General features: G+C 66.7%; 22 protein-coding genes, 1 tRNA gene and 2 pseudogenes. 13 read left to right on the forward strand and 12 right to left on the reverse strand.

Annotated elements, in window-relative coordinates; genetic code table 11:
* The first annotated feature begins 108 nt into the window (after positions 1-108).
* The 3 genes from PSC72_RS10595 to PSC72_RS10605 all read left to right on the forward strand — a co-directional run bounded on the left by PSC72_RS10595 (position 109) and on the right by PSC72_RS10605 (position 5,208).
* The gene (locus tag PSC72_RS10595; protein ID WP_274325845.1) at positions 109-2,613 is read left to right on the forward strand and encodes a DUF7282 domain-containing protein; all 2,505 of its coding nucleotides are present in this window, start codon (positions 109-111) and stop codon (positions 2,611-2,613) included.
* Positions 2,613-4,235: a BGTF surface domain-containing protein gene (locus tag PSC72_RS10600; RefSeq protein WP_274325846.1), complete on the forward strand. Its 1,623-nt coding sequence runs from the start codon at positions 2,613-2,615 to the stop codon at positions 4,233-4,235. The genes PSC72_RS10595 and PSC72_RS10600 overlap by 1 nt, the downstream gene beginning before the upstream one ends.
* Before the next feature lie 118 nt (positions 4,236-4,353).
* Positions 4,354-5,208, forward strand: coding sequence for an MBL fold metallo-hydrolase (locus tag PSC72_RS10605; protein ID WP_274325847.1), 855 nt, complete (start codon positions 4,354-4,356; stop codon positions 5,206-5,208).
* A 66-nt stretch (positions 5,209-5,274) separates the two neighbouring features.
* Here the strand turns inward: PSC72_RS10605 and PSC72_RS10610 are convergent, their stop codons facing one another.
* Entirely contained in the window at positions 5,275-6,909 is a 1,635-nt protein-coding gene (locus PSC72_RS10610) for a potassium channel family protein (RefSeq protein ID WP_274325848.1), read from the reverse strand.
* Positions 6,910-7,043: 134 nt separating this feature from the next.
* Here PSC72_RS10610 and PSC72_RS10615 point away from each other — a divergent pair, with 134 nt between their 5' ends.
* From PSC72_RS10615 to PSC72_RS10640, 6 genes and pseudogenes are all read left to right on the forward strand, one after another.
* Positions 7,044-7,226, forward strand: coding sequence for a protein translocase SEC61 complex subunit gamma (locus tag PSC72_RS10615; protein WP_274325849.1), 183 nt, complete (start codon positions 7,044-7,046; stop codon positions 7,224-7,226).
* Positions 7,226-7,663, forward strand: a complete 438-nt coding sequence (locus PSC72_RS10620) for a transcription elongation factor Spt5 (protein WP_274325850.1) — start codon at positions 7,226-7,228, stop codon at positions 7,661-7,663. Before PSC72_RS10615 ends, PSC72_RS10620 begins: the two co-directional genes overlap by 1 nt.
* A 92-nt stretch (positions 7,664-7,755) precedes the next feature.
* Positions 7,756-7,875 (forward strand): annotated as a pseudogene (locus PSC72_RS10625) (transcription elongation factor Spt5); the annotation flags it as partial.
* 191 nt (positions 7,876-8,066) lie between these two features.
* Positions 8,067-9,038 (forward strand): ABC transporter ATP-binding protein, encoded by a 972-nt coding sequence (locus PSC72_RS10630; RefSeq protein WP_274325851.1) that lies wholly within the window; start codon positions 8,067-8,069, stop codon positions 9,036-9,038.
* Positions 9,035-9,916: an ABC transporter permease subunit gene (locus PSC72_RS10635; RefSeq protein ID WP_274325852.1), complete on the forward strand. Its 882-nt coding sequence runs from the start codon at positions 9,035-9,037 to the stop codon at positions 9,914-9,916. The genes PSC72_RS10630 and PSC72_RS10635 overlap by 4 nt, the downstream gene beginning before the upstream one ends.
* A 5-nt stretch (positions 9,917-9,921) precedes the next feature.
* Positions 9,922-10,509, forward strand: coding sequence for a hypothetical protein (locus tag PSC72_RS10640; RefSeq protein WP_274325853.1), 588 nt, complete (start codon positions 9,922-9,924; stop codon positions 10,507-10,509).
* A 43-nt stretch (positions 10,510-10,552) separates the two neighbouring features.
* Here the strand turns inward: PSC72_RS10640 and PSC72_RS10645 are convergent, their stop codons facing one another.
* Positions 10,553-10,933 (reverse strand): hypothetical protein, encoded by a 381-nt coding sequence (locus PSC72_RS10645; protein ID WP_274325854.1) that lies wholly within the window; start codon positions 10,931-10,933, stop codon positions 10,553-10,555.
* 76 nt (positions 10,934-11,009) lie between these two features.
* Between PSC72_RS10645 and PSC72_RS10650 the strand changes: the two are divergent.
* Positions 11,010-12,000: pseudogene (locus PSC72_RS10650) on the forward strand (transposase).
* Positions 12,001-12,246: 246 nt separating this feature from the next.
* Here PSC72_RS10650 and PSC72_RS10655 read toward each other — a convergent pair.
* Entirely contained in the window at positions 12,247-12,531 is a 285-nt protein-coding gene (locus PSC72_RS10655; protein WP_274325855.1) for a hypothetical protein, read from the reverse strand.
* Here PSC72_RS10655 and PSC72_RS10660 point away from each other — a divergent pair.
* Positions 12,531-13,531 (forward strand): IS630 family transposase gene (locus tag PSC72_RS10660; protein ID WP_274324088.1). Its coding sequence is split into 2 segments (ribosomal slippage): positions 12,531-13,023 and positions 13,023-13,531, totalling 1,002 coding nucleotides; the frame shifts between segments, so codons are not numbered across the junction. The genes PSC72_RS10655 and PSC72_RS10660 overlap by 1 nt on opposite strands.
* A gap of 6 nt (positions 13,532-13,537) precedes the next feature.
* On the opposite strand, the gene PSC72_RS10665 is transcribed toward PSC72_RS10660, so the two are convergent.
* From PSC72_RS10665 to PSC72_RS10700, 8 genes are all read right to left on the reverse strand, one after another.
* Positions 13,538-14,944: a DUF7845 domain-containing protein gene (locus PSC72_RS10665; protein ID WP_274325856.1), complete on the reverse strand. Its 1,407-nt coding sequence runs from the start codon at positions 14,942-14,944 to the stop codon at positions 13,538-13,540.
* Between the two features lie 2 nt (positions 14,945-14,946).
* Positions 14,947-15,090 (reverse strand): hypothetical protein, encoded by a 144-nt coding sequence (locus PSC72_RS10670; protein ID WP_274325857.1) that lies wholly within the window; start codon positions 15,088-15,090, stop codon positions 14,947-14,949.
* On the reverse strand, positions 15,087-15,956 hold the full coding sequence (locus PSC72_RS10675; protein ID WP_274325858.1) for a deazapurine DNA modification protein DpdA family protein: 870 nt from the start codon (positions 15,954-15,956) through the stop codon (positions 15,087-15,089). Before PSC72_RS10675 ends, PSC72_RS10670 begins: the two co-directional genes overlap by 4 nt.
* The gene (locus PSC72_RS10680; RefSeq protein WP_274325859.1) at positions 15,953-16,153 is read right to left on the reverse strand and encodes a sigma factor-like helix-turn-helix DNA-binding protein; all 201 of its coding nucleotides are present in this window, start codon (positions 16,151-16,153) and stop codon (positions 15,953-15,955) included. Before PSC72_RS10680 ends, PSC72_RS10675 begins: the two co-directional genes overlap by 4 nt.
* Positions 16,150-16,386: a hypothetical protein gene (locus PSC72_RS10685; RefSeq protein ID WP_274325860.1), complete on the reverse strand. Its 237-nt coding sequence runs from the start codon at positions 16,384-16,386 to the stop codon at positions 16,150-16,152. Before PSC72_RS10685 ends, PSC72_RS10680 begins: the two co-directional genes overlap by 4 nt.
* Before the next feature lie 76 nt (positions 16,387-16,462).
* Positions 16,463-16,638: transfer RNA gene (locus PSC72_RS10690), tRNA-Trp, on the reverse strand.
* A gap of 54 nt (positions 16,639-16,692) precedes the next feature.
* Positions 16,693-16,923 carry a DUF5795 family protein gene (locus PSC72_RS10695; RefSeq protein WP_274325861.1) on the reverse strand — a complete coding sequence of 77 codons (231 nt, stop codon included), beginning with the start codon at positions 16,921-16,923 and terminating at the stop codon, positions 16,693-16,695.
* 569 nt (positions 16,924-17,492) lie between these two features.
* Complete coding sequence (locus tag PSC72_RS10700; RefSeq protein WP_274325862.1) at positions 17,493-18,398, reverse strand: DUF5794 domain-containing protein; 906 nt, start codon at positions 18,396-18,398, stop codon at positions 17,493-17,495.
* 385 nt (positions 18,399-18,783) lie between these two features.
* Here PSC72_RS10700 and guaB point away from each other — a divergent pair, with 385 nt between their 5' ends.
* Together guaB and PSC72_RS10710 are read left to right on the forward strand one after the other, a co-directional pair.
* Positions 18,784-20,274 (forward strand): IMP dehydrogenase, encoded by a 1,491-nt coding sequence (gene guaB / locus PSC72_RS10705; RefSeq protein WP_274325863.1) that lies wholly within the window; start codon positions 18,784-18,786, stop codon positions 20,272-20,274.
* A 69-nt stretch (positions 20,275-20,343) separates the two neighbouring features.
* Positions 20,344-20,775, forward strand: a complete 432-nt coding sequence (locus tag PSC72_RS10710) for a GNAT family N-acetyltransferase (RefSeq protein WP_274325864.1) — start codon at positions 20,344-20,346, stop codon at positions 20,773-20,775.
* A gap of 29 nt (positions 20,776-20,804) precedes the next feature.
* Here PSC72_RS10710 and PSC72_RS10715 read toward each other — a convergent pair whose 3' ends face one another.
* A complete protein-coding gene (locus PSC72_RS10715; protein ID WP_274325865.1) occupies positions 20,805-21,506 on the reverse strand; it encodes a TOBE domain-containing protein in 702 nt (233 codons plus the stop codon).
* Positions 21,507-21,563: the final 57 nt, after the last annotated feature.

The raw sequence follows: 21,563 nt of genomic DNA on the forward strand, positions 1-21,563 counted from the left end.
GTCGATATCGAACGATCTCAGACTCCGCGACTGCCGCCGGCTGTCCCCTCGCTCGCCGCGTTGGTGATAGCCACAAGACACTTCCGGGGGAGTGGTGAACGGGGACCTATGGTTGCCGCTCGCTTGCCCTCCGCTCGCGGTGTAGTTGCGACGCTCCTCGCCGTCGCTCTCGCGGCGACGGCCGTCACCGCCGGAGGCACCGTCATTTCCGGTCCAATCGCCGTCGTCGGCGACGAGACGAACGACCGGGTACGCTCCGACGTTGCCACGACAGACACCGCTCCGAACGGGACGAACGCGACGGTCATGGTCGCCCCGCGCAGATCGGTCGACCGCCTCACGTCTGCCGAGGCCATCGAACGGGGGCGCGAGGCCGGGTGGGTGACGCCGTCGCCCGCTGTCGCCGTCGGAGACACGGTCGTGCTTCGGCTGACCGTGCCTGGGCTCACCGACAGGGTGGCGAACGCGACGGGTGAGACCGACGACGTGCGATTCCGGTCGCTGATCGGTCGCGAGAACGTGTCGCTCCGGCTCGTCCAGAAACACGTGAGCCCCCACCGAGAGCGCCTTACGGTCTATCTGAACGAGTCAACCGGGCGGTCGGTCACCGCAGATCCGGCCAACGACACATACTACGTCGCTTCCGACCTCGCCGAGGCACCGAACTCCTGGGGGGAGTCTGGGGTCGACGACTACCTCCACGACGCCGAGTTCGTCCCTCGACTAACTGTTGAGGGGGACCACCTGCTGAATCCCGGCGAAGTCGACGAGTCGAACCGGACCGGCGAGTTCACTCTCGTCGACCGGGAGGGATCGCTGACCGGTGTCGACACCGACAAGCGCCTCGCGCCCGGGTTCGCGGCCGCGCCGAACCAGACCGTTACCGGTCATACGACGCTCGCTCCGGGGTCGACGGTGACCGTCACCGTGACGAACGCCACGGGTATCGAGACGCCGAAGACGGCGACGGGGCAGGTCACGAGAGCGACGGCCAGACCGGACGAGTACGGGCCACCGAAGTTCGTGTTCGAGTCCGTGCTGAATCTCAGCGGGGTCCAGCCCGGAACCGAAATCGGTCTCGTCGTCACGTCGAACGGCACGGTCATCAGCGATCAGTACGAGCAGGATCGGTTCCGGGCACCGGTCGACTCGGCAGGCACCGCGGTCGAACTGCCGGCGACCAGTCCGATCCGAAACGACGCCGTCCGAGTCGAGCGAGCGGTTCTCCCCGACGGCGGGTTCGTCGCAGTGGAGCAAGTGGCCGATGGCACGGTCGTCGGCAGCAGCGGCTATCTCGACCCCGGCACCCACGAGGGGCTACGCGTGAGAGTTAGCGAGCACGTCGCCGACAACTCGACCCTTCGGGTCTCCCTCGCCCACGACTCCGACGGCGACGGACGTTACTTCGTGGGCGCCGACCGGTCCTACGCCGACTCGATGCGACCGGTCGGCGCGACCGTCTCGTGGAACGCCACCGCAGCGGCGATCGATGACTCAACCAAGACACCGAACGCGACGGTCATGGTCGCGCCGAGCGGGAAACGGGAGGCGCTGTCGTCGCGGGCGGCTATCCGTCAAGCGCAGCGGGAGGGATGGCTTACGACTTCGGAAACGTACACGAAAGGCGACACGTTCGGCCTCAGACTCACCGCACCGGGTATCGCCGGCGCCGTGGCGAACAAAAGCGGCGCTACCGACGAAGCACGGTTCCGGTCATTCCTCGCTAATACGAACACGTCGCTGATGGTGATCCAGAAATACCCCACTCCGTCGCGCAATCGACAACAACTCTATCTGGATGCAGCGAACGTAACGACGGCCGTCGCCGACCTTGACAACGACACCTACTACGTCGCCGCCGACCTGGCGGCGCTTCCGTCGTCGTCGCCGAACGACGACGAACGGTCGTTCTCTGAACCGTGGCTGATCGACGAGCACCAGTACGTCCCGCGCTTCGTTGTCGACGGACACCGTCGATTGAATCCAGGCGACATCGGTGAGCCGAATCGCACCGGCCAGTTCACGATATTCGACCCTGATGCGACAGTGGCATTCCCGAACGAGACAGCGGTGACGGTGCCAGCCGGACCGGCACCGAATCAGACGATCACGGGCTACACGAACGTCGCACCGGGAACGACGGTGACCGTCCGACTGTTCAACGGATCGGGCGAACCGTTCCCGATAACCGAGACCGCCCGCGTCACGCGGGAGTCGCCGCCGGCTGCGGATTCAGAAGAGAACCGATTTCGGGCGACCGTCGACCTCAGCGGAGCCGATCCCGGGACCGAGTTCCTGATCGAAATCGGGGCGAACGGCACGCTGATCGGCGGACCGTACCGCGGCTACGTCGATCCAGAACTCGCACCGACTGCGACGCCGACTCCCACTCCGACTGAAACACCGGCGCCGACGCCGACTGCAACCGAGACGTCGACCGAGACACCGCACCGAGACCCGGGAACGACACCAACCGAGACGCAGACGCCGGCCGCAACGACCGAGACGACCACCGCCGACGGCCTCGGGTTCGGCGTGCTTCCGGCGCTCGCCGGCCTCGCTCTCGTTCTCGCCGCACTGGGTACGGGCGCACGCCGACGGAGGGACGATTGATGGTCGAGTCTCTCCGGCCCCGCCGTCTCGGGGCGATGCTCGCACTCTTCGCGGTGTGTCTCTCGGTCGCCGCCCTGGCGGCGAGCGCGCCCGTCGTCGCCGATTCCCACCTCGCCATCGAAGAAGATGCGGTCGAACAGGCCCACGGCGACGTGGCCGAGTTCATGCTGTCGGTTCCGCAGGGGGAGTCGGTCGCCGCCGTCGTGGACGGACCCGGCGGCAGTCGGGAACTGAATCTCTCGGACGCGAGCGGAGACGGTCGGATCGCGCTGTCGATCAACAGCTATCTCGCCGGACCGGACGCGACCGCAACGGAGGTGTACGGCGTCGGCGATGGCGACCGGCTGTCGGTCGAGGGCGAGGCCACCGGTCGACTGCCGCCCGGGTCGTACCGGATCGCGGCGTACGCCGACGGGACCGACAGCGAGCCGGCTGACACCGCAGGGCTCACGCTCACCGACCGCGGGCTCGGCAACGCCACGGTCATGGTCGCGCCGAACGGCTCGCGCGAGCGCCTCGACTCGCTGGCGGCGATCCAGCGCGCGCAGGAGCGACGGTGGCTGACGCCGACGAACGAGGTCGCGATCGGCGACACGTTCGTCCTGCGGCTGGACGTGCCCGGCGTCGCGGGCGCGGTCGCCAACGAATCGGGGCCGACCGACGAAGCGCGCTTTCGGCGGCTGCTCGCGGGCTCGAACACGTCGCTCCTGCTGAGCGAGCAGATGCCCGGTCCGTCGCGCCCGCGCCACCACCTCTCCCTCGACGCATCGAACACCACGACTGTCGTCGCCGACCCTGACAACGACACCTACTACGTCGCGGCCGATCTGGCGGTGCTCCCCTGGAAATACAGTCACAGCCTCCGCGAGGGCGAACTGTCGTTCGCCGATTCCCCTCTCAGGTACGGGAACACCTACGTCCCGCGGTTCCTCGTCGACAACCGTTCCCGGCTGAACCCGAGCGATATCTCCGAAGGTAGCCGGACTGGCCAGTTCGCCGCGGTCGGACCGGACGCGGTCGTCACATACCCCGGGAAGCGGGACGGGACCCTCCAGGCAGCGCCGTCGTCCAACCAGGTCGTCGCCGGGTGGACGACCGTCGCACCGGGGTCGACGGTGACGGTCGAACTGTCGAACGACGAGGGCGACTCGTTCCCGGCGACCCGGACGGTCAGAGTCGTGCAAGAGCGACCGCCCGGCGCAGAGGGGGCCGTCTACCGCTACCGAGCCGAGTTCGACCTCAGTGAGGCCGAGCCAGGAACTACCTTCGATGTCGACATCCGGTCGAACGGGACGCAGCTCAATCCGCAAGACTCCTGGGACGATGGGCCCCGTGGCTTCGTTGACCCCACACTCGCGCCGACGGCCACTGCGACCGCGACGCCGACCGAAACGGCTCTCCCCGCCCCGACCGGCACGTCCGCACAGACGCCGATCGCAACGGGGACCCCGACCGCAACACCCCACGCTGACCCAGGGGTGACGCTGACGCGGAGCCAGACGCCGACCGCGACGGCCGGGACGACCACGGGTGACGGTCCCGGCTTCGGCGCAGTCGCGGCACTTCTCGGATCACTGGCGCTCGTTGCGTTCGGTTGCCTCCCCGGTCGTCGGGACCGGTGATCCGGCTGGGACAGTCACCGTCCCGCGGTCGGTCCCTCGGAAGATTTACCCACGCCCGAGCGGATGGGTCCCGCATGCACGTTCACAGCGAAATCGACACGAACCGGCGGGTGACCCGATGACGATAAACAGCGACTGGGGCGAGTGGTGGGCCCGCGAGGAGTTCAACGGCCCCGACGTGGAGGGCGTGTCACTGTGGTTCCTCGGGGTGACGGGCTGGGCGATCCGGACGCCCGAGACCACGCTGTTCATCGACCCGTACTTCAGCACCGAGCGCGACCGCGAGTACATCGCGCGGATGCCGCCGGTGCCGATGGAACCGCAGTGGGCCGACGCCTGCGACGCCGTGTTCTGCACGCACGACCACCGCGACCACTTCTGGCCGCCGTCGTTCGGCCCGCTCCTCGATATCGACGGAGCCTCGATCCACGCGCCCGGGGCGTGCTACGAGAACTTCGACGTGAGCGAGATCGCCGACGACCAGCAGGAGGTCGTCGAACCCGGCGACAGCTACGAGGTCGGCGACCTGACGGTCCACGTCCGGGGCGGCCGCGACCCCGACGCCGACGGGAGCGTCACCTACGTCCTCGAACACGAGGAGGGGACGATCTTCCACGGCGGCGACAACCGCCCCTGCGACGCGTTCGAGGCCGTCGGCGAGGAGTTCGACGTCGACATGGGCATGCTCTCCTACGGGACGAGCGCGCGGCTCTACCAGGACGGCGAGGTCGTCCGGCGGAAGCTGTACAACGACGCCCAGGACGTGATCGACGCCGCGAACATGGTGGGCATCGACCGGCTCGTCCCCACGCACTGGCGGCGCTGGCGGGCGATCCAGGCCGACCCCGGCGCGCTGTCGAAGGCCGCGACGACCTTCGAGTACCCCCGTATCATCGAGGAGATCGAGGTCGGCGACCGCCTCCGGCTCGGACAGCCCGGGATCGTGACGCCGACCCGTCTCGGCGGCGACTGAAGGCTGCGAACCGGACGGGTCGGGCGGACCCGACAGGCGGGGCGACGCAGTGGCTGGTCCGGATTCTCAGCCGAACACTTCTGTGAATCGGTTCGTGGCCTCGTCAGGGCCGGCGACGACGAGTTCGTCCTCGGATCGGGGCCGGAAGTCGGGGCCGAGGTCGGTGAGGACGGTGCCGTCGCGTTCGACGGCGACGACGGTGACGCCGGTCCGTTCGCGCACGTCGGCGTCGCCCAGCGAGTACCCGACGAGGCCGGGCGCCCGCGTCCGGATGACCTCGACCTGGGTGTCGAGGGAGATCACGTCCTCGTCGTCGAGGACGGCCGAGGCGACCATGCGGCCGGTGACCGTCCCGAGCGAGAGGACGTAGTCGGCGCCGGCGCGGTACATCTTCTGGACGGACTCGGCCTCTTCGGCGCGGGCGATGATCTCGACGGCACTGTTCTCGTCGCGGACGACCAGCGTCGCGAACTCCGCGGCGGTGTCGTCGGGGATCGCGAGGATGACCGACCGGGCCGAGCCCAGGCCGGCGCGTTCGAGCACGTCGGGGTCGGTCGCGTCGCCGACCACGTCGACGCCGGGGTCGTCGTCCCGGTCGACGACCGTGTACGGCAGGTCGGCGTCGCCAAGAACGGCGGTGACTCTCCGGCCGACCTCGCCGTGGCCGACGACGATGGTCTCGCCGGAGGTGTGGCGGCGCACCTCCGAGCGGGTGCGGTCGGCGAGGCGCTCCAGCTGCGCCTCCTCGCCGGTCAGCAACAGGACGGTCCCGGGTTCGATGACCGAGTCCGGTTCGGGCGGGCTCTCGAACTCGCCGTCGAACCAGGCGCCGATGACGTTGACGCCGGCCCGCTCGCGCAGGCCGCTCTCGGCGAGCGTGCTGTCGGCCAGGTCGGCGCCGCGGTGGACCGGTAGCTCGACGATGTCGAAGTCCTCGCCGAGTTCGACCTTGCTGCCGAGGTCGGTCGAGACGCTGGCGGTCACCTTGCGGGCGAGGCTCTCGCCGAGCAGGGGCCGCGGCGAGAGCACCGCGTCGGCGCCGGCGAGTTCGTGGTAGCGCGCGCGGTCGGGCTCCTCGACGACGCTGACGACCCGGACGGACTCGTCGAGTTCCTTGGCCGTCAGGACGATGCTCGCGTCGACCTGGTCGGAGACGTCCGCGACCAGCGCGCGGGCGTCGGTGAAGTTGGCGGCCCTCAGCCCGTCCGTGGAGTCGGGGTCGGTGTGGATGACCTCGTAGCCCTCCTCGTAGAGATCCGTGGCCGTGTCGCGGTCGGGTTCGACGATGACCCACTCGACGTTCCGGGAGTCGAGTTCGGCGATGAGCGTCTCGACTCTGGGCGTGTAGGTGGCGACGATGACGTGGTCCTCGTGGCCGTTCTCGACCGCGCCGGGGACGGTCGTCGACAGCGCCTCCTCGAAGGCGGGGAACGCCACGACCGGCAGCGCGAGGAATATCATGACCGTCCCGGAGATGTCCATGACGACGACCAGCACGAGCATGGCCGACGACTCCCAACCGGCCTGTGCGCCGTAGCCCGTCGTCGTGAAGGTCTCGACGACGAACTGGAACGCCTGGAGAAACGTGAGCGACGTGCTCTCGTAGGCGCCCATCCCGTACTGGTAGAGGAGGGTGAAGACGACCATGGAGAGGACGAGAACGCCGGTGTACCACACCGACCGGCGCTGCCACGTATTCATATCCACTTGGTTGCCGTTCGGCCGTATAACGGTTCTGGGCGAGAAAGACGGGACCGCCGGGCGCCGGCCGCGGTCGCCGACGACCGCCGGCCGGCATCAATAGATAGAAAAGCCCGCGGGAGCAACCGCTCGGTATGAACGTCCCCTACGACCTGAACTCCTACGTCCGCGTGCTGAAACTGGCGAGCACACCCTCGTGGGAGGAGTTCTCGCAAGTCGCGAAGATCGCCGGCGCCGGCATCGTCCTCGTCGGCATCCTCGGCTTCCTGATCTTCGTGATCATGAACTTCGTGCCGGGCGGCCCGGGTGGTTTCTGATGGGTATCTTCGCCGTCAAGACCACGGCCAGCCAGGAGCGCACCGTCGCGGACATGATCATGAACCGCGAGGAGGAGTCGATCCACGCCGCGCTCGCCCCCGACTCGCTGACCTCCTACGTCATGGTCGAGGCCGAGGACTCCGCGGTCTTCGAGCGCATCTCCGACGAGATCCCCCACATGCGCGGCGTCGTCCCCGGGGAGTCCGGCATCTCCGAGGTCGAGCACTTCCTCTCTCCCAAGCCGGACGTCGAGGGCATCGCGGAAGGGGACATCGTCGAACTCATCGCCGGCCCGTTCAAGGGCGAGAAGGCGCAGGTCCAGCGCATCGACGAGGGCAAAGACCAGGTCACTGTCGAACTGTACGAGGCGACCGTCCCGATTCCGGTCACGGTCCGTGGCGACCAGATCCGTGTGCTGGACTCCGAAGAGCGGTAACGTACCGCGAGCGAAGCGAGCGGTTTCACCGCGACCGAACGGAGTGAGGTCGCGGCCTTTTTGCCCCATCTTTTTCGAGGAGTGGTCGCCTTCGGCGACCCGACGAAGAAAAAGGTGGCAGCGTCACCGTCGAACTGTACGAGGCGACCGTCCCGATTCCGGTCACGGTCCGTGGCGACCAGATCCGCGTGCTGGACTCCGAAGAGCGGTAACGTACCGCGAGCGAAGCGAGCGGTTTCACCGCGACCGAACGGAGTGAGGTCGCGGCCTTTTTGCCCCATCTTTTTCGAGGAGTGGTCGCCTTCGGCGACCCGACGAAGAAAAAGGTGGTAGCTCAAACAGCCGTCGAACAAACGGGAAGACACTTACTGGACGACCGTGTGTCGGCGGACGAGAACTATACATGCCCTCCATCCAGACGGACGGACTGACGAAGGAATTCGGCGACGACGTGGTCGCCGTCGACGGGCTCGACCTGACGATCGAGGAAGGGGAGATCTTCGGCTTCCTCGGTCCGAACGGCGCGGGGAAGTCGACGACGATCAACATGCTGCTCGATTTCATCCGGCCGACCGCGGGGTCGGCGGAGGTCTTCGGCATGGACGCCCAGGACGAGGCGGCGGCCATCCGCGAGCGCATCGGCGTCCTCCCCGAGGGGTACGGCTTCGACGACTACCTCACCGGTCGGGAGTACATGGAGTGGGCCGTCGAGACGAAAGGCGCCGACGACGACCCCGAACAGTTGCTCGACCTCGTGGGGATCCGCGAGGACGCGGGCCGCGTCGCCTCCGGCTACTCCAAGGGGATGCAACAGCGCCTCGCGTTCGGGATGGCGCTCGCGGACGACCCCGACCTCCTCATCCTGGACGAACCGTCGACGGGGCTTGACCCGAACGGCATCCAGCACATGCGGTCGGTCATCCGCGACCGCGCCGAGGGCGGGACGACCGTCTTCTTCTCCAGTCACATCCTCTCGGAGGTCGAGGCGGTCTGCGACCGCGTCGGCGTGATGAACGAGGGGCGACTCGTCGCGATGGACACCATCGAGGGCCTCCGCGAGAGCGCGAGCGGGCAGGCGACTATCGAACTGCAGTGCGCCGAGGCGCCGCCGCGCGACGGCGTCGCCGACATCGACGGCGTGTCCAGCGTGGACGTGGCGGGGACGAAACTGACAGCGACGTGCACCGACCCGCGCGCGAAGGTCGACGTGGTCAAGCGAGTCGACAGCCGCGCGGAGGTCGTCGACATCCTGGCGGACAACACGTCCCTCGAAGAGCTGTTCAACCAGTTCACTGGCGGCGGGCGTGACAACGACGTCGAGATGCCCGCCGGCGAGACGGGACAGCGTGCCGACGCGCAGGAGGCCTCGCCATGAGCACGGTCACCGTCGCGAAGAAGGACTTCAAGGCGGCGCGGCGCTCGAAGATGCTCTGGGGAGCGGCCATCGCTCTCGGGATGATCGCCGCGTTCGTCGGATACGTCGCCGGAGGGGCCGAAGCGACCGACGTCCGGCGGGTCCAGTCGCTGTTTCGCACGCTGGCGATGTTCCTCGGCGTCCTGTTGCCCATCGTCGCGCTGGTGGCGAGCTACCTCGCCATCGCCGGCGAGCGCGAGGGCGGGGGGATCAAGTTCCTGCTCTCGCTGCCGAATACGCGCCGCAGTGTCTTCGCCGGGAAGGTGCTCAGCCGGAACGGCGTCGTGGCCGGCGGCATCGGGTTCATGTACGTCGCGGTGATCAGCGTGGCGCTGACCCGCCACGGCGCGTTCCCGGCGGCGGTCGTCTTCGGGACGCTGCTGGTGACGCTGGTGTACGGGTCGACGTTCGTCAGCGTCGCGCTCGCGATGTCCTCGGCCGCGGCATCGCGGAGCCGCGCCATCGCGGGCGCGTTCGGGACGTACTTCGTGCTCGTCATCCTGTTCCTGATCCCGGTCGTATCGGTCTCGACCATCGTCGGGTGGGTCCACACGACGATCCTCGGTGCGGACGCCAACCCCGACGTCTACAACGCAATCCAGTACGTCAGCCCCTACGTGGCCTACCGCAAGGCCGTCAATCTCGTGATGCCGGCCGAGATGCGACGGAACGTCTTCCGGTCGAGTCTGCCGGAAGACCTGCAGTACGATCCGACCGCGGCCAACGAGGCGCTCCCGATGTACCTGCAGGACCAGGTCTCGCTGGTCGTGCTGGCGTTCTGGCTCGTGGTACCGCTGTTGATCGGGTACTGGTTGTTCGAACGGGCGGATCTGGAGTGATATCGATGAATCGACGCAACACACTCGGTACGGTGCTGGCTGTCTTGGCAATCGTGCTGTTCACGGTGCCGGCGTTCTTCCCGGTCCAGCCGGTGCTGGTCCACGACACGGACAGGTCGGTGAACGCGCCTCCGGAGGAACTGCGACAGGAGGGCTACCGGATCGTCGGCTACGAGAACCTCTCGTCGCAGGCCCAGGACCTGTACGTGGAGGCGCTGAAGCAGGACGGCGACTACACCGTTCCCCAAGACCAGGGCGCCGACGAGTTCCGCTATCCCACCCGGAGCGAGGCCCGGCGAGCCTACGAGAACGACAACAGGACCGCGCTCGGCCAGGTCGTGATCAAGCGCCCGGCCGACGACAGCGGGCTCCCGCGGGCCGACGAGTACTACCACGAGCCCGAGCCCGAGGAGACGAACATGACAGAGGAGCAGCTCCAGCAGCGCCGCGAACAGGCCATGCGGTACGACGCGATGGAGACGTCGACCGAGCAGCCGCCACTGGGCGCGACGCCCCAGCTACTCCGGCTGGCCGCCGTGCTGTTCGCGGTGCTGTCGCTCGGTGTCGGTGGATACCTGTTCTCCTCGAAGTAGGCGACGGCGCGGCCCCGGCGGTATTCGAGACGGGGTCCGCCATTCAGTCGGGCCCGCTCGCCCCGGTTTGGGGTCCGAACAGCGTTCGTCGCGCAGCGACGGCGCCGGCGGCGAGGAGGTACGCGGTCAGAACGACCAGCGCGTCGCCGGGCGTCAGCAGGACGGCCCCGAGGTCGAAGGGCGAGACGCCGGTCGCGAGGCGGAGGATCTCTGCGAGCGCGACCGACAGGACCACTGCCGGTATCGCCGGGATCGACAGCGCGACCAGCACCGGCACCGGGAGGAGGCGCAACGCCGCGGCGACCGGCGCCACCTCGCCGTGGACGGAGAAGACAGCCAGGAGCGCCGCGTAGGAGACAATCTGGAGGGCGAAGAGGGCGAGAACGGCCGGCGCGAGGACGAACCGGCGGGCGTCTGCGGGCATAGTCGACAGAGGAACCGGAGACGAGGGTGTCATAGAACGATTAGCACACCAAAGAGCAGGGTGAACGCTGAGGTGGATGAGTTCAGCGACCCTGCAAGATGATCCTTCGGTAGAGTCGTTCTTCAATGTCGTGGAGACAGAGACGCTAGCGCTGTTCGAGCACCTCTCCTTCGAATTTCTCGAAGAGTTTGACGTGTTCGCCCCGGCGCAGACGGGGCGAACACGAGACCACGAACCACCAGAGCTGATGCGTGGCTTTCTCCACTGCTACTACAAAGATATCTACGGCATCCGCCCCGTCGAACGAGAGCTTCGGAACACGGTCGTCTGGTTGAGCTGGCTTCGATCGACCGCCGTCGAGAGACGCGGTCGATCGCTTCCTCACCGACCTCGAACACGTCGCTAACGAGGTGTTCGATCACCTCGTCGAGCAGGCCGCCCGCCGCGGCCTGCTCGACTTGACCTACTGTATCGATTCGACCGACGTGAGGGCGATGCCAGCCGACCCAGATGCGTCAAAGTGCTACGATCCAACCAAGGACGAGTACTACTACGGCTACGGCTGTACAATCGTCTCGACCGGGCAAAAGATACCGATCGCAGCGGAGTTCACCGAGAGCAAACAAGCACCAGAAGAGACGGCGATGCGCGTCACCCGTGACGCGCTCGCCGTCGAGCAACCGATCTGGATGGTCGGTGACAGCGCCTACGACACGCTCGACTGGCACGACCACCTGCTGGCCGCAGGGGTCGTGCCAGTCGCTCCGTACAACGCGCGAAACACCGACGACCCGCTCGATATCGAGTACAGGGTCGAAGACCGCATCGAGGAACACAGTGAAGACGTTCAGCTGAAGCAACCGACGCTAGATGAGACGTACAACCGCCGCACGGGAGTTGAACGAACCAACGAATCAGTGAAGGACTGCGGCCTCGGGCGCACCCACGCCCGAGGCCGCGTCCACGCACGAGCGCAGGTGTTCCTCGCGCTGTGCCTTCGCCTTGTCATCGCGATCACCAACTACGAACGTGGAGACAATCCGGGAAGCACGATCATCACGGTGTGAGAAGAGTTCTATGACACCCTCACACCCCTAAGTGGAAACGCGACCTCGCCGGTCGCGTTTCCGCTCGGGCGGTGGCCACGGCCCATCGCCCATAGCCCATCGCGCCCGGCTCGACGTCCTCGATTACCTTCCTCACCGCGGGGTGAAACCCGCAACAGAGGCGAAAACACCCGGAAAATAGAGGGAATCGAGAGTGTCGCCACTACCCGCGAACCGGGACGCTCCCAGCCCGCGGGCAGGCGACCGCTACGCGAGCAGCCTCCAGGCGTCCACCCGGCAGCGCTCGCCGTCAGGCCGCGACCACTTCACGACCGCCGACCGGAACCGCTCGGCATCTTGCTTCGCATCGGTCCACAGCCCGAACGCCCGCTTCGCCAGAAAGGCCGGCGACGGGTCCGCGTCGGGGTCGAGTTCCCCGAAGCGTATCTTCATCCGTGCATCGCCTTTGTCCCGATAGTCGATGTTGTACCGGTCGCAGAACGCTATAGTAGCCGTTAGAACTTTCCGCTCAGAGAGTGTTGCTGTGATCAATGGACCACCTCGACGAGATCTCCGTCGAAGACCTCCAAGACGCCCTCGACAACGTCGAGGGAAACAAGCCGACACAACGGTTGTTAGCCGCAATTGCGTACAAAAACGGCGTAACGCAATCCGAACTTGCAGAGTGGCACGACACCGGTCGAAGAACGATCTACAGCTGGCTGATGCGATTTGATACGGACGAACCGCTTGAGCAAGCTGTGTCTGATGATCATCGATCCGGGAGAAAACGAAAACTCTCAGAATCACAGCAAGAAGAGTTCGAACAAGCCGTGCACGAACCGCCCGAAGAGGCCGGGATCGACGCGCCGGCGTGGACGCCGGCGCTCGTCCAGGAATTTCTCGAAGACGCCTACGATGTCGAGTACTCCTATCCGAGCTGCCGGCGGCTGTTGAAAGAAGCTGGATTGAGTTATCAAAAACCACGCCGCACAGCCGCCGAAGCTGAAGAATCCGACCAAGAAGAGTTCCACGACGAGATCAAAAAAAGCGAGCGGAGATGGACGCCAAAATAGTCTGTATCGATCAGACGAAGAAATCGGTGCAAGTCGAGCCGCGTGCCGCGTGGTTTCCGCGCGGCACGCGGCCGAGCGCCGAATTGTCCGGCCAACGCGACTGGACGTGTCTGCTCGGCGCAATCACCGAAGACGGTGACTGTTTTTTCTCACGGTTCACCGAGTACGTCACCGCCGATCATGCAAAACATTTCATTCTCGCGTTATGCGAAGAATTCGAAGAAGACTTGATCGTCGTATTAGATGGTGCGCCGTACTTCCAGGCGTCGGCCGTCACGGACCTAGCGGCCCGTGACGACCTCGCCTTCGTCACGTTACCGGCGTATTCGCCGGAACTCAACCCTGTCGAAGAGTGCTGGCGACAACTCCAAAACGCTCTCAGCAACCGGTTCTTCGACTCGCTTGAGCAACTGACCACCGCGATCGATACTGCTCTCGACCAACTGTCGCTTCCAAAGGTGAGCAATTATTTCTAACGTCCACTATAGTAGCGCGCTGGTCCGCTCGTCCAGCCCGCGCTCCGCGGCCTCCAGCGCCTTCGCACTCGCCGACGCGGCGTCTCGCACCGCTTCCTCTGCCCGCTGCACGGCGTCGTGGACCAACTCGGCTACGTAGGTCGACCGGAGCGAGACACTCCCGTACTCCCGTTGCACGAGGTCGTCCATCCGCCGGAGCGCGTCGCGGACGCTATCGACGTGACGGCCTTTCTCCTCCGCTATGTCCGCCGGGGCTACGTCGCCTCCGTCGGTAACCAGTACCTCCAGGGACTCCCACTCAACCGGCGAGAGGCCGTCTTTGACGTGCTTGAGAACGACGCTTTCCTGTTCGTGGTGGATATGCGCCATGTCCAGCGTCGGCGGCTCCTCGAAGCCGTCAGTTACCTCCGCGTCGAAGTAGGCATCCTCGACGAACGGGCCGCTCCCGTGGTCCGGCGCAACGTCCAAGCCGGCATCGATGAGGACCGCGTGAAGCACCCGGTCCAACTCGCGTTCGAGCTGTGCCAGCGCTTCCTGATCAGCGCCGAGGGTGTCATCCCAGCGACTCACCTGATAGGAGACACCCACCTTCGGATGCGCCAGCGGGTCGTCCGGGTCCCTCGCAAGCGCCTCGCGGGAATAGTAGTGCTTCACCTCCACGGGCAACTCGTGTGACGGGAACGCCTCACGGACGCGCTGAGGTCCGAGAGTAACCGTGTGATAGTAGCCCGGTAGGTTCCGGCCGTGTTCATCGTCATCGTTCTGGACGACCTTCCGGTAGCCCGTCCGGTCGTCTTCGAGTAGATGCCCCATCGTCGCCACCGGGCCGTCCCGGGCATGAACCGGGCCGCTCTCAGCTTTGTGAACTCGGACGTACCGCTCGGCGTCCTGGGTGTTGCTGAACTCCAGCGGGTTCTCGAAGTATCCCATCGAGATCCCGACGGCTTCCGCCGCGCGCTTGAGCAGGCGAGAGTACCGAAGTGCGTTGATGTTGCTCCCCTGGATTCGGACGTTGATTCCCTCGTCCATCTCCTCGGGAATGTCCATCTCGAAGCGCTGGCCGTCATCACTCTCGACTTCCATCCCCTGCCAGCGCGGGGCGATGTGGGCGTTGAAGCTCTGCTCGCCGACCGGGTCCTCGTCGGACTCACGGGCAACGTGCAGCCGGAACTCGCGGATCTCGTTCAGTCGGAACTCGGTGCCTGTGGGCGTAGATGGGCCGGGATGGACGATACCCGAATCTTGATAATAGAGCTTCACGTTCCATGATTCGCCGGCAACCTCGAAGCGGGCCTGCTGACTTCCGCCACCCGCTTTGACCTGCGAATCCGCCGCGAAGTACGGCATCAGGCCGTCTTCGGCGAACAGGAGATTCGCCGCGTACTCGTGCCAGGCCGGTTCGATTGCGCGCACTTTCACCCCTCCTGGTCGACTTCAGCGACGGCGCGCTGGACTCGCGCCTCGCTTTCTGCGACAGGTTGTTGACCGCTCCAGTCCCAGCGGACGCGCTCGCCTGCCGCTACGTCGTAGAGGCGAGAGGCGCGGACGAACTCGCTCACGCGAACCCCTCCAGTGAGGACTGGCCACGATCTCGGTTCTCATGGGACTGATACTCGGTACCACCGACGGCGTCGTCCCAGGCGGCGCGGTGGTCCAGGTAGAGCTTGAAGATATACTCCCACCGGGACCACCCCGCTGGCCGCTGGTAGCGGTAGCAGTAGGCCAGCGAGTCCGTCGAAGTGATCTCGCCGATGATGAACTCGCTGTCGTAACACCGCTTGTCCAGCCCGAATGCGTGCAGTTCTACGTCGGGGAGTACCTCGCGGACCGCGGCGACGATTTCTTCGCAAACCTCCACGTCGTCACGGCCGCACATCGTCCCGATGCCGACCCGGTCGGTCACCAGATCGTGGTCTCGGAGTTGCTGAGCGTGCTGTTGGTAGTCTTCCGGTTCCCAACCCTGTACCACCGCAACCGGCTCAGCGCTGATATCGAGGATATCGTGCAGTTCAGCGCACTCGATATGCGCTTCTAACGTCCGCTGTTGCTGTTCACGGACACTCCAGTCGTGGAACTCCCGCACGTCATCCTCGCAGACGTAATCCCGCCAGGCGTAGCACGTCGGCTGGAGCGTCCCGATGGCCTGAAGATACAACTCCGTCGACTCGGGGTACTCCGCCAGCCCCTGACCGCCGTTCTCAGGCGGAGCGAACATCGAGTAAGCGCCGGGGTCGATGAACAGGTCGTAGTCGCGCCACCGCGAGTCCCGACCGTTCAGCATGGTCTGATAATTGACCATGATCCGCGACGGCCGCGGTCCCTCCAGCCAGCGCTGGGCGCGGGCCAGCATCTTCCGCGACGACCCGCTGGCCGCTCCAGCCCAGAACTCTTGCTGGGTCGTCGCCCGATCTTGGTCGTCGCTCACGAGCCCTCACCCCCGTCAAGCCGGCGGCGAGCCCGGCGGAGTAGGTTTCCGACGGTGCCAGCCGACCGGCCGGTTTTGCGGGCGTACTCCCGCATCCCGTAGCCGTCCTGCTCGACCGCCTCGTACACTTCTCGCTCTGCCTCGGAGAGCGCCGACAGATCCTCCTCGTACTCGAAGAGAGACGACTGGTACTTCACCACCACTCACTCCCGAAACACTCCGGATTGCCGCAGAGCTTGTAGTGCGGATACGCCGCTACCGGAACGTCCGTGAAGTCTGCCTCTTCCCGATAGTCCGGCTCGACACACGCCGGCCGCGGTTCGTCGCTGTCCGGGTCCGGGCGGTGGAGCGTGTCTGCGTACTGCGAGCGGTTCCGAACGGCCGTCTCCGGCACGTCCTTGCCGTCCGCGTCGGGGTGCGAACGGCTCACGCTGACCACCCCCTTGGGCTGCAGAAAATTCCGTCAGATACCTCTCGGCAATGATAAGATAGCGATAAGGTGTGAATGGGGTCGGAGGGATTTGAACCCCCGATCGACTGATATCTCCGGTAGCGCCTCGGAACTCCAGAGGGTCATCACACGGTCGGTGATCAGCCGGCCGTTCAGTATATCAGCTGGAGTGTCGTCCCGGGCGCCGTTGCCTCTGGAGTCAGTCGCCATGCCGGACTTGGCCACGACCCCGCCTGCATAACCCGGTATGCCCAATCCCACTAAAGGGGTTTCGGTCTCCCCCGATCAGTCCTCGTCGTCGATCTCGGACCAGTCGCAGTCCTGGCACTTGTAGCCGGTCACGAACGACGTGACCCCGGGCATGTAGCCGACCTCCAAGACGTTGCCGCCGCATTCGGGACACTCCCGGTCGGCGTCCTCGATGGCCTCGGCGTCCATGACCGATTCGCCCTCGATGAGTTCCGCCAGGCGCTTGGGCGTGACCATCCGCCCCTGCACGACGCGATTGTCTGCCATACCGTTGCATAGCCGCGCCTGTCCGTAAGCCCTTCCACTCGCGGTTACGAGTTGCTGGTGCCGGATTCTCTGTTGTGGGGAGAGTGGTCGTCGACAGCACCGCAGCTAGCACGAGTACCAGACTGGAGACTGGAACCGACAGCACCGCGAACGGGGTGAAAGCCCCCGCTCGCTCCGGTCGAGGGCCTCGCTGTGCTCCTCGCTCCGCTGTCGTTCGAAAGAGTGCTTCGCACTCTTTCGTGATGACGAGAGAGCGAAGCTCTCTCGAACCACGGTGCTTACTTCGGCCGTCTTCCCGGAGCGAGCGGCCCCTTTCATTCCCACCCGCACAGACTGATCGGAAAGCCGAATCGGGTGGGAATGAAACGGGCCGGTGTTCTGCGGGAACCCCGGCGACGCAAACACTGGAGCGAACGCAGTGAGCGAAGCGCGCAACGAGCCGCGGGACCGCAGAACACGGAGGCTTTCACCCCGTTCGCGGTGCCATTGGTAGCATTCCTGTTCGAAACACCTACTCTGTCCTATCCTGCTGTCACCACTCCCACAGGAAAACCACCAAACTCGAACGCTCAGAGCCAGGGTGCGCGTTCGTTGTCGGCGGTGACGTAGTTGGAGACGCGGCCGGGGACGGACTCGGCGTCGTCGTCTTCGCCGTCCTCGTCATCCTCCACACTCTCGGGGTCGCCACCGTCGGCGACCCCGGCGTCGTCGGCGACCCCCTCCGGGACGACGTCGTACTCGCGGTCGCCGGACGGGTCGAAGGCGAACAGGGCCGTCACGCCGAGGACGGCGAGGGCGATGGGGGCGTCCCCCGGGACCAACCCGAAGATGGACAGCGGGAGCACGCCGAGGGCGACCGCGCTGCCGAAGCGGAAGCGGTCGATGTCGACCACCGCTCGCAACTGCGGGCCGAGCAGGGCGACGCCGAGCGCGAAGGCGACGCCGACACCGGCCGCGGCGACGGCTCGCGCGACCAGTTCGAGGTCGGTCGTCACCGTCAGCGCGAAGCCGCCGGGCTCGAAACTCGCCACCAGCCCGAGGGCGATGATGACCGCGGGCCGGGGGAGGTACTCGCCGATGCGGGCGCTCGCGGTCTTCGCGGCGACGGCGAGGATGACGAGGCCGGCGAAGCGCTCGAAGACGACCATCGAGAGCATGTCGCGGATGGTCGGCGCGAGCGCGGCCTCGACGGCGGCGACGGGTATCAGGACCGCGCCGACGGCGAGGATGGCCGTCGCCTGCTCGCGGCGGGTACCGTCCATCTCGGCGAGGATGACGGCGACGGTAGCGCTGCCGCCGAAGATGAGCAGGCCGACTTCGAGGATGCCGATCGGGTCCGAGAGCGCGCCCGCGAGGACGAGCGCCGGGAAGATGCCGTCGACCAGCGGGAGACACATGATGGTCGCGAGGAGCCTCGTCGCACCGCCGACCTGTCGCTCGACGGTGAGTGCGACCGGGTGCTGGGAGCTACTCATCCGCTCAGCAGCGGCCGTCTCCCGTGGCCAGGGGGTGTCCCGATCCTCGATGCGGTCTCCGGCGGGCGGCGGACTGCCACCGGTTCGCGCCGAATTTCGAGGCGGGTGTCTCCGCGAAGTCCCGTTTGAAGAAGTCGGCAGAAGCTGTGAACGCGACGCCGGCGGCGTCGCGGGCAGTCTTCTGGCCGATGCCAGCAGCGGCGGGACTGGCGGAGTGCATATCTGTCATTATTATCCTATCGAGTATAAGAATTGCGTGAGAGGTGGACACATGCGCCGCGACGGCGGCCGAGCGGCCGCCGGCTACCGGATCGCGATCTCGGGAAGGGCTGGCACGGAGGGACCGTCTCGCAACGTTTTTGGGCGGTGGGCGGCGACGGTTTACATGGCGAACGATCCCGAACCTTTCTCGGAGAAACTCCGCGTACCGGAGGCGCTGACGTTCGACGACGTGCTCCTCCGACCGAAGGAGAGCCGGGTGGAACCCGACGACGCAGACACCGCGACGCACGTCTCGACGAACGTGCAGTTGCAGGTGCCCGTCCTCTCGGCGGCGATGGACACCGTCACCGAGAGCGAGATGGCGATCGCGATGGCCCGCGAGGGCGGCCTGGGCGTCATGCACCGCAACATGACCGTCGACGAGATGGTCGCCGAGATCGAGCGCGTCAAGCGCGCCGACGAGCTGATCATCCGCGACGTCGTGACGGCCGAACCGGACCAGACGGTGCGCGAGGTCGACGAGATGATGGCCCGCGCCGGCGTCTCCGGCGCGCCCGTGGTCAGCGACGACGACGAGGTGCTCGGGATCATCTCGGGCACCGACATCCGCCCGTATCTGGAAGTCGGCGAGTCCGACGAGGTGCGCGAGGCGATGACCGACGAGGTCATCACCGCGCCCGAGGACGTCACGCCCCGGGAGGCGCTCGAACTCATGTACGAGCACAAGATCGAGCGTGTCCCCATCGTCGACGACGACAACCGCCTCATCGGCCTTATCACGATGCAGGGCATCCTCCAGCGCCGCGAGTACGACTCGGCCGCGCGCGACGAGGACGGCTCGCTCCGGGCCGGCGTCGCCGTCGGCCCCTTCGAGGCCGAACGCGCCGCCGCCGCCGACGAGGCGGGCGCGGACGTGCTGTTCATCGACTGCGCGCACGCGCACAACATGAACGTCATCGAGAGCGCCCGCGAGATCACCGAGGAGGTCGACGCCGACGTGGTCGTCGGCAACGTCGGCACCCGCGAGGCCGCCGAGGCCGTCGTCGACTTCGCCGACGGCATCAAGGTCGGCATCGGCCCCGGTTCGATCTGTACGACTCGCGTGGTCACCGGCGCCGGCATGCCCCAGATCACCGCCGTCGCGCAGGTCGCCGACGTGGCGAGCCGCGAGGACGTGCCCGTCATCGCCGACGGGGGCATCCGCTACTCCGGCGACGCCATCAAGGCCATCGCGGCCGGCGCGGACGCGGTCATGCTCGGCTCGTACTTCGCGGGCACCGACGAGGCGCCCGGCCGCGTCGTCACGATGAACGGCAAGAAGTACAAGCAGTACCGCGGCATGGGTTCGGTCGGCGCGATGCAGTCGGGCGGCGGCGACCGCTACCTGAAAGACGTCGACGAGGACGAGGAAGAGGAGATGATCCCCGAGGGCGTCGAGGCGGCCACGCCGTACAAGGGCTCGGTCGCGAGCGAACTCCACCAGCTCGTCGGCGGCATGAAGTCGGGCATGGGCTACGTCGGTGCCGAGACCGTCCCCGAGTTCAAAGAGCGCGCGGAGTTCGTGAAGGTCTCGCAGGCGGGCCAGCAGGAGGGCCACCCCCACGACGTGGTCATCACGGACGAGGCGCCCAACTACAGCCCCGACGGCTCGTAAGCGACTTTCCTTTCGTCCTCGACTATCCGACCGAAATTCTCAGGGGCGTCCGAACACGACGGTACGGCCATGAGTGTCGACGTGCGCGCCGCAGACTCCGACGCCGACCGGGAGGCCGCGCTGTCGGTCCGGCGCGAGGTCTTCATCCAGGAACAGGGCGTCCCCGAGGACATCGAGATGGACGGAAAGGACGACGAGGCCGTCCACTTCGTCGCGACCGACGGGGACGAGCCGGTCGGGGCGGCCCGGCTCCGCGAGGTCGAATCGGGTGTCGGCAAGGTCGAGCGCGTCGCCGTCGTCGCCGACCGCCGCGGCGAGGGCATCGGCCGCGAACTGATGGCCACGCTCGAATCGGCCGCCGCTGACCGGGATATCGACCGGCTGGTCATGCACGCTCAGACCCACGTCGAGGAGTTCTACCGGAACCTCGACTACGAGACGACGAGCGACGTGTTCGAGGAGGCCGGCATCGACCACGTCGAGATGGAGAAGGCGCTCTGACAGCGCGGCGGGCCGGCCAAGCACCTCCCTCAGTGATCGCCGTCGATACCCGGCGCGGCCGTCGCGCACGTCGCAGTGGCCTTGAACGACGCGACGACCGGCGTTCCGGGTTCGAGACCGAGCGCGTCCAGACTCGTCTCGGTCACCCGGACCGCGAGCGGGCCGGTCGCGCCGACGTCGATGCGCACGAGCGCCGTTCCGTCGCCGCCGTCGACGCCGACGACTTCGCCGACGAATCGGTTGCGAGCGCTCGTTTCACCGCCTTCGGGTGCGCTCTCGGGGTCGTGCAGCGTCACCGCGTCCGAGCGGAAGGAGACCTGCACGTCTTCCGCGTCGGTCAGCGCGAGCGCCCGGACGGTTCCGGCCGCGGTCTCGACGGTCGCGAGGTCGCCGTCGCGCTCGGTGACCCGGCCGTCGAGGACGAGCCGCTCCGTGGTGGCGGTCCCCTCCAGCGCGGCCTGGAGCCGGTCGAACTGCGCGAGCAACTCGCGCGCGCCGTCGGTCAGTCGGCTGCCGCCGCCCTCGCTCCCGCCGCGCTCGCGCTCGACGAGCGGCCCCGCCGCGTCTTCGAGGTCGCCGATACGGGAGTGCGCCCGAGAGTACGACCTGCCGAGCGCCGACGCCGCCGCGTTGAGCGACCCGTGCTCGGCGACGGCGCGCAACAGCGCCGCGTCTCTCCCGTCGAAGGTCTCCCCGCCGACCCGCAGGTGTGCTTCGAACCCCGCGTCCATACCCCCCGGTCGACCGGACCGACCAAAACCGTTATGTCTCGACCGGCACAACGTCGA

The sequence above is a fragment of the Halosimplex aquaticum genome (assembly GCF_028747785.1).
Classification (GTDB): domain Archaea; phylum Halobacteriota; class Halobacteria; order Halobacteriales; family Haloarculaceae; genus Halosimplex; species Halosimplex aquaticum.

Bases quoted from the DNA above. Each gene is read 5' to 3' on its own strand.
- PSC72_RS10615 (WP_274325849.1), top strand. From the start codon at position 7,044: ATGAACGTCCCCTACGACCTGAACTCCTACGTCCGCGTGCTGAAACTG.
- PSC72_RS10640 (WP_274325853.1), top strand. From the start codon at position 9,922: ATGAATCGACGCAACACACTCGGTACGGTGCTGGCTGTCTTGGCAATC.
- PSC72_RS10610 (WP_274325848.1), bottom strand. From the start codon at position 6,909: ATGAATACGTGGCAGCGCCGGTCGGTGTGGTACACCGGCGTTCTCGTC.
- PSC72_RS10635 (WP_274325852.1), top strand. From the start codon at position 9,035: ATGAGCACGGTCACCGTCGCGAAGAAGGACTTCAAGGCGGCGCGGCGC.
- PSC72_RS10710 (WP_274325864.1), top strand. From the start codon at position 20,344: ATGAGTGTCGACGTGCGCGCCGCAGACTCCGACGCCGACCGGGAGGCC.
- PSC72_RS10715 (WP_274325865.1), bottom strand. From the start codon at position 21,506: ATGGACGCGGGGTTCGAAGCACACCTGCGGGTCGGCGGGGAGACCTTC.
- PSC72_RS10700 (WP_274325862.1), bottom strand. From the start codon at position 18,398: ATGAGTAGCTCCCAGCACCCGGTCGCACTCACCGTCGAGCGACAGGTC.
- PSC72_RS10600 (WP_274325846.1), top strand. From the start codon at position 2,613: ATGGTCGAGTCTCTCCGGCCCCGCCGTCTCGGGGCGATGCTCGCACTC.
- PSC72_RS10620 (WP_274325850.1), top strand. From the start codon at position 7,226: ATGGGTATCTTCGCCGTCAAGACCACGGCCAGCCAGGAGCGCACCGTC.
- PSC72_RS10595 (WP_274325845.1), top strand. From the start codon at position 109: ATGGTTGCCGCTCGCTTGCCCTCCGCTCGCGGTGTAGTTGCGACGCTC.
- PSC72_RS10630 (WP_274325851.1), top strand. From the start codon at position 8,067: ATGCCCTCCATCCAGACGGACGGACTGACGAAGGAATTCGGCGACGAC.
- PSC72_RS10605 (WP_274325847.1), top strand. From the start codon at position 4,354: ATGACGATAAACAGCGACTGGGGCGAGTGGTGGGCCCGCGAGGAGTTC.
- PSC72_RS10645 (WP_274325854.1), bottom strand. From the start codon at position 10,933: ATGCCCGCAGACGCCCGCCGGTTCGTCCTCGCGCCGGCCGTTCTCGCC.
- PSC72_RS10695 (WP_274325861.1), bottom strand. From the start codon at position 16,923: ATGGCAGACAATCGCGTCGTGCAGGGGCGGATGGTCACGCCCAAGCGC.
- guaB (WP_274325863.1), top strand. From the start codon at position 18,784: ATGGCGAACGATCCCGAACCTTTCTCGGAGAAACTCCGCGTACCGGAG.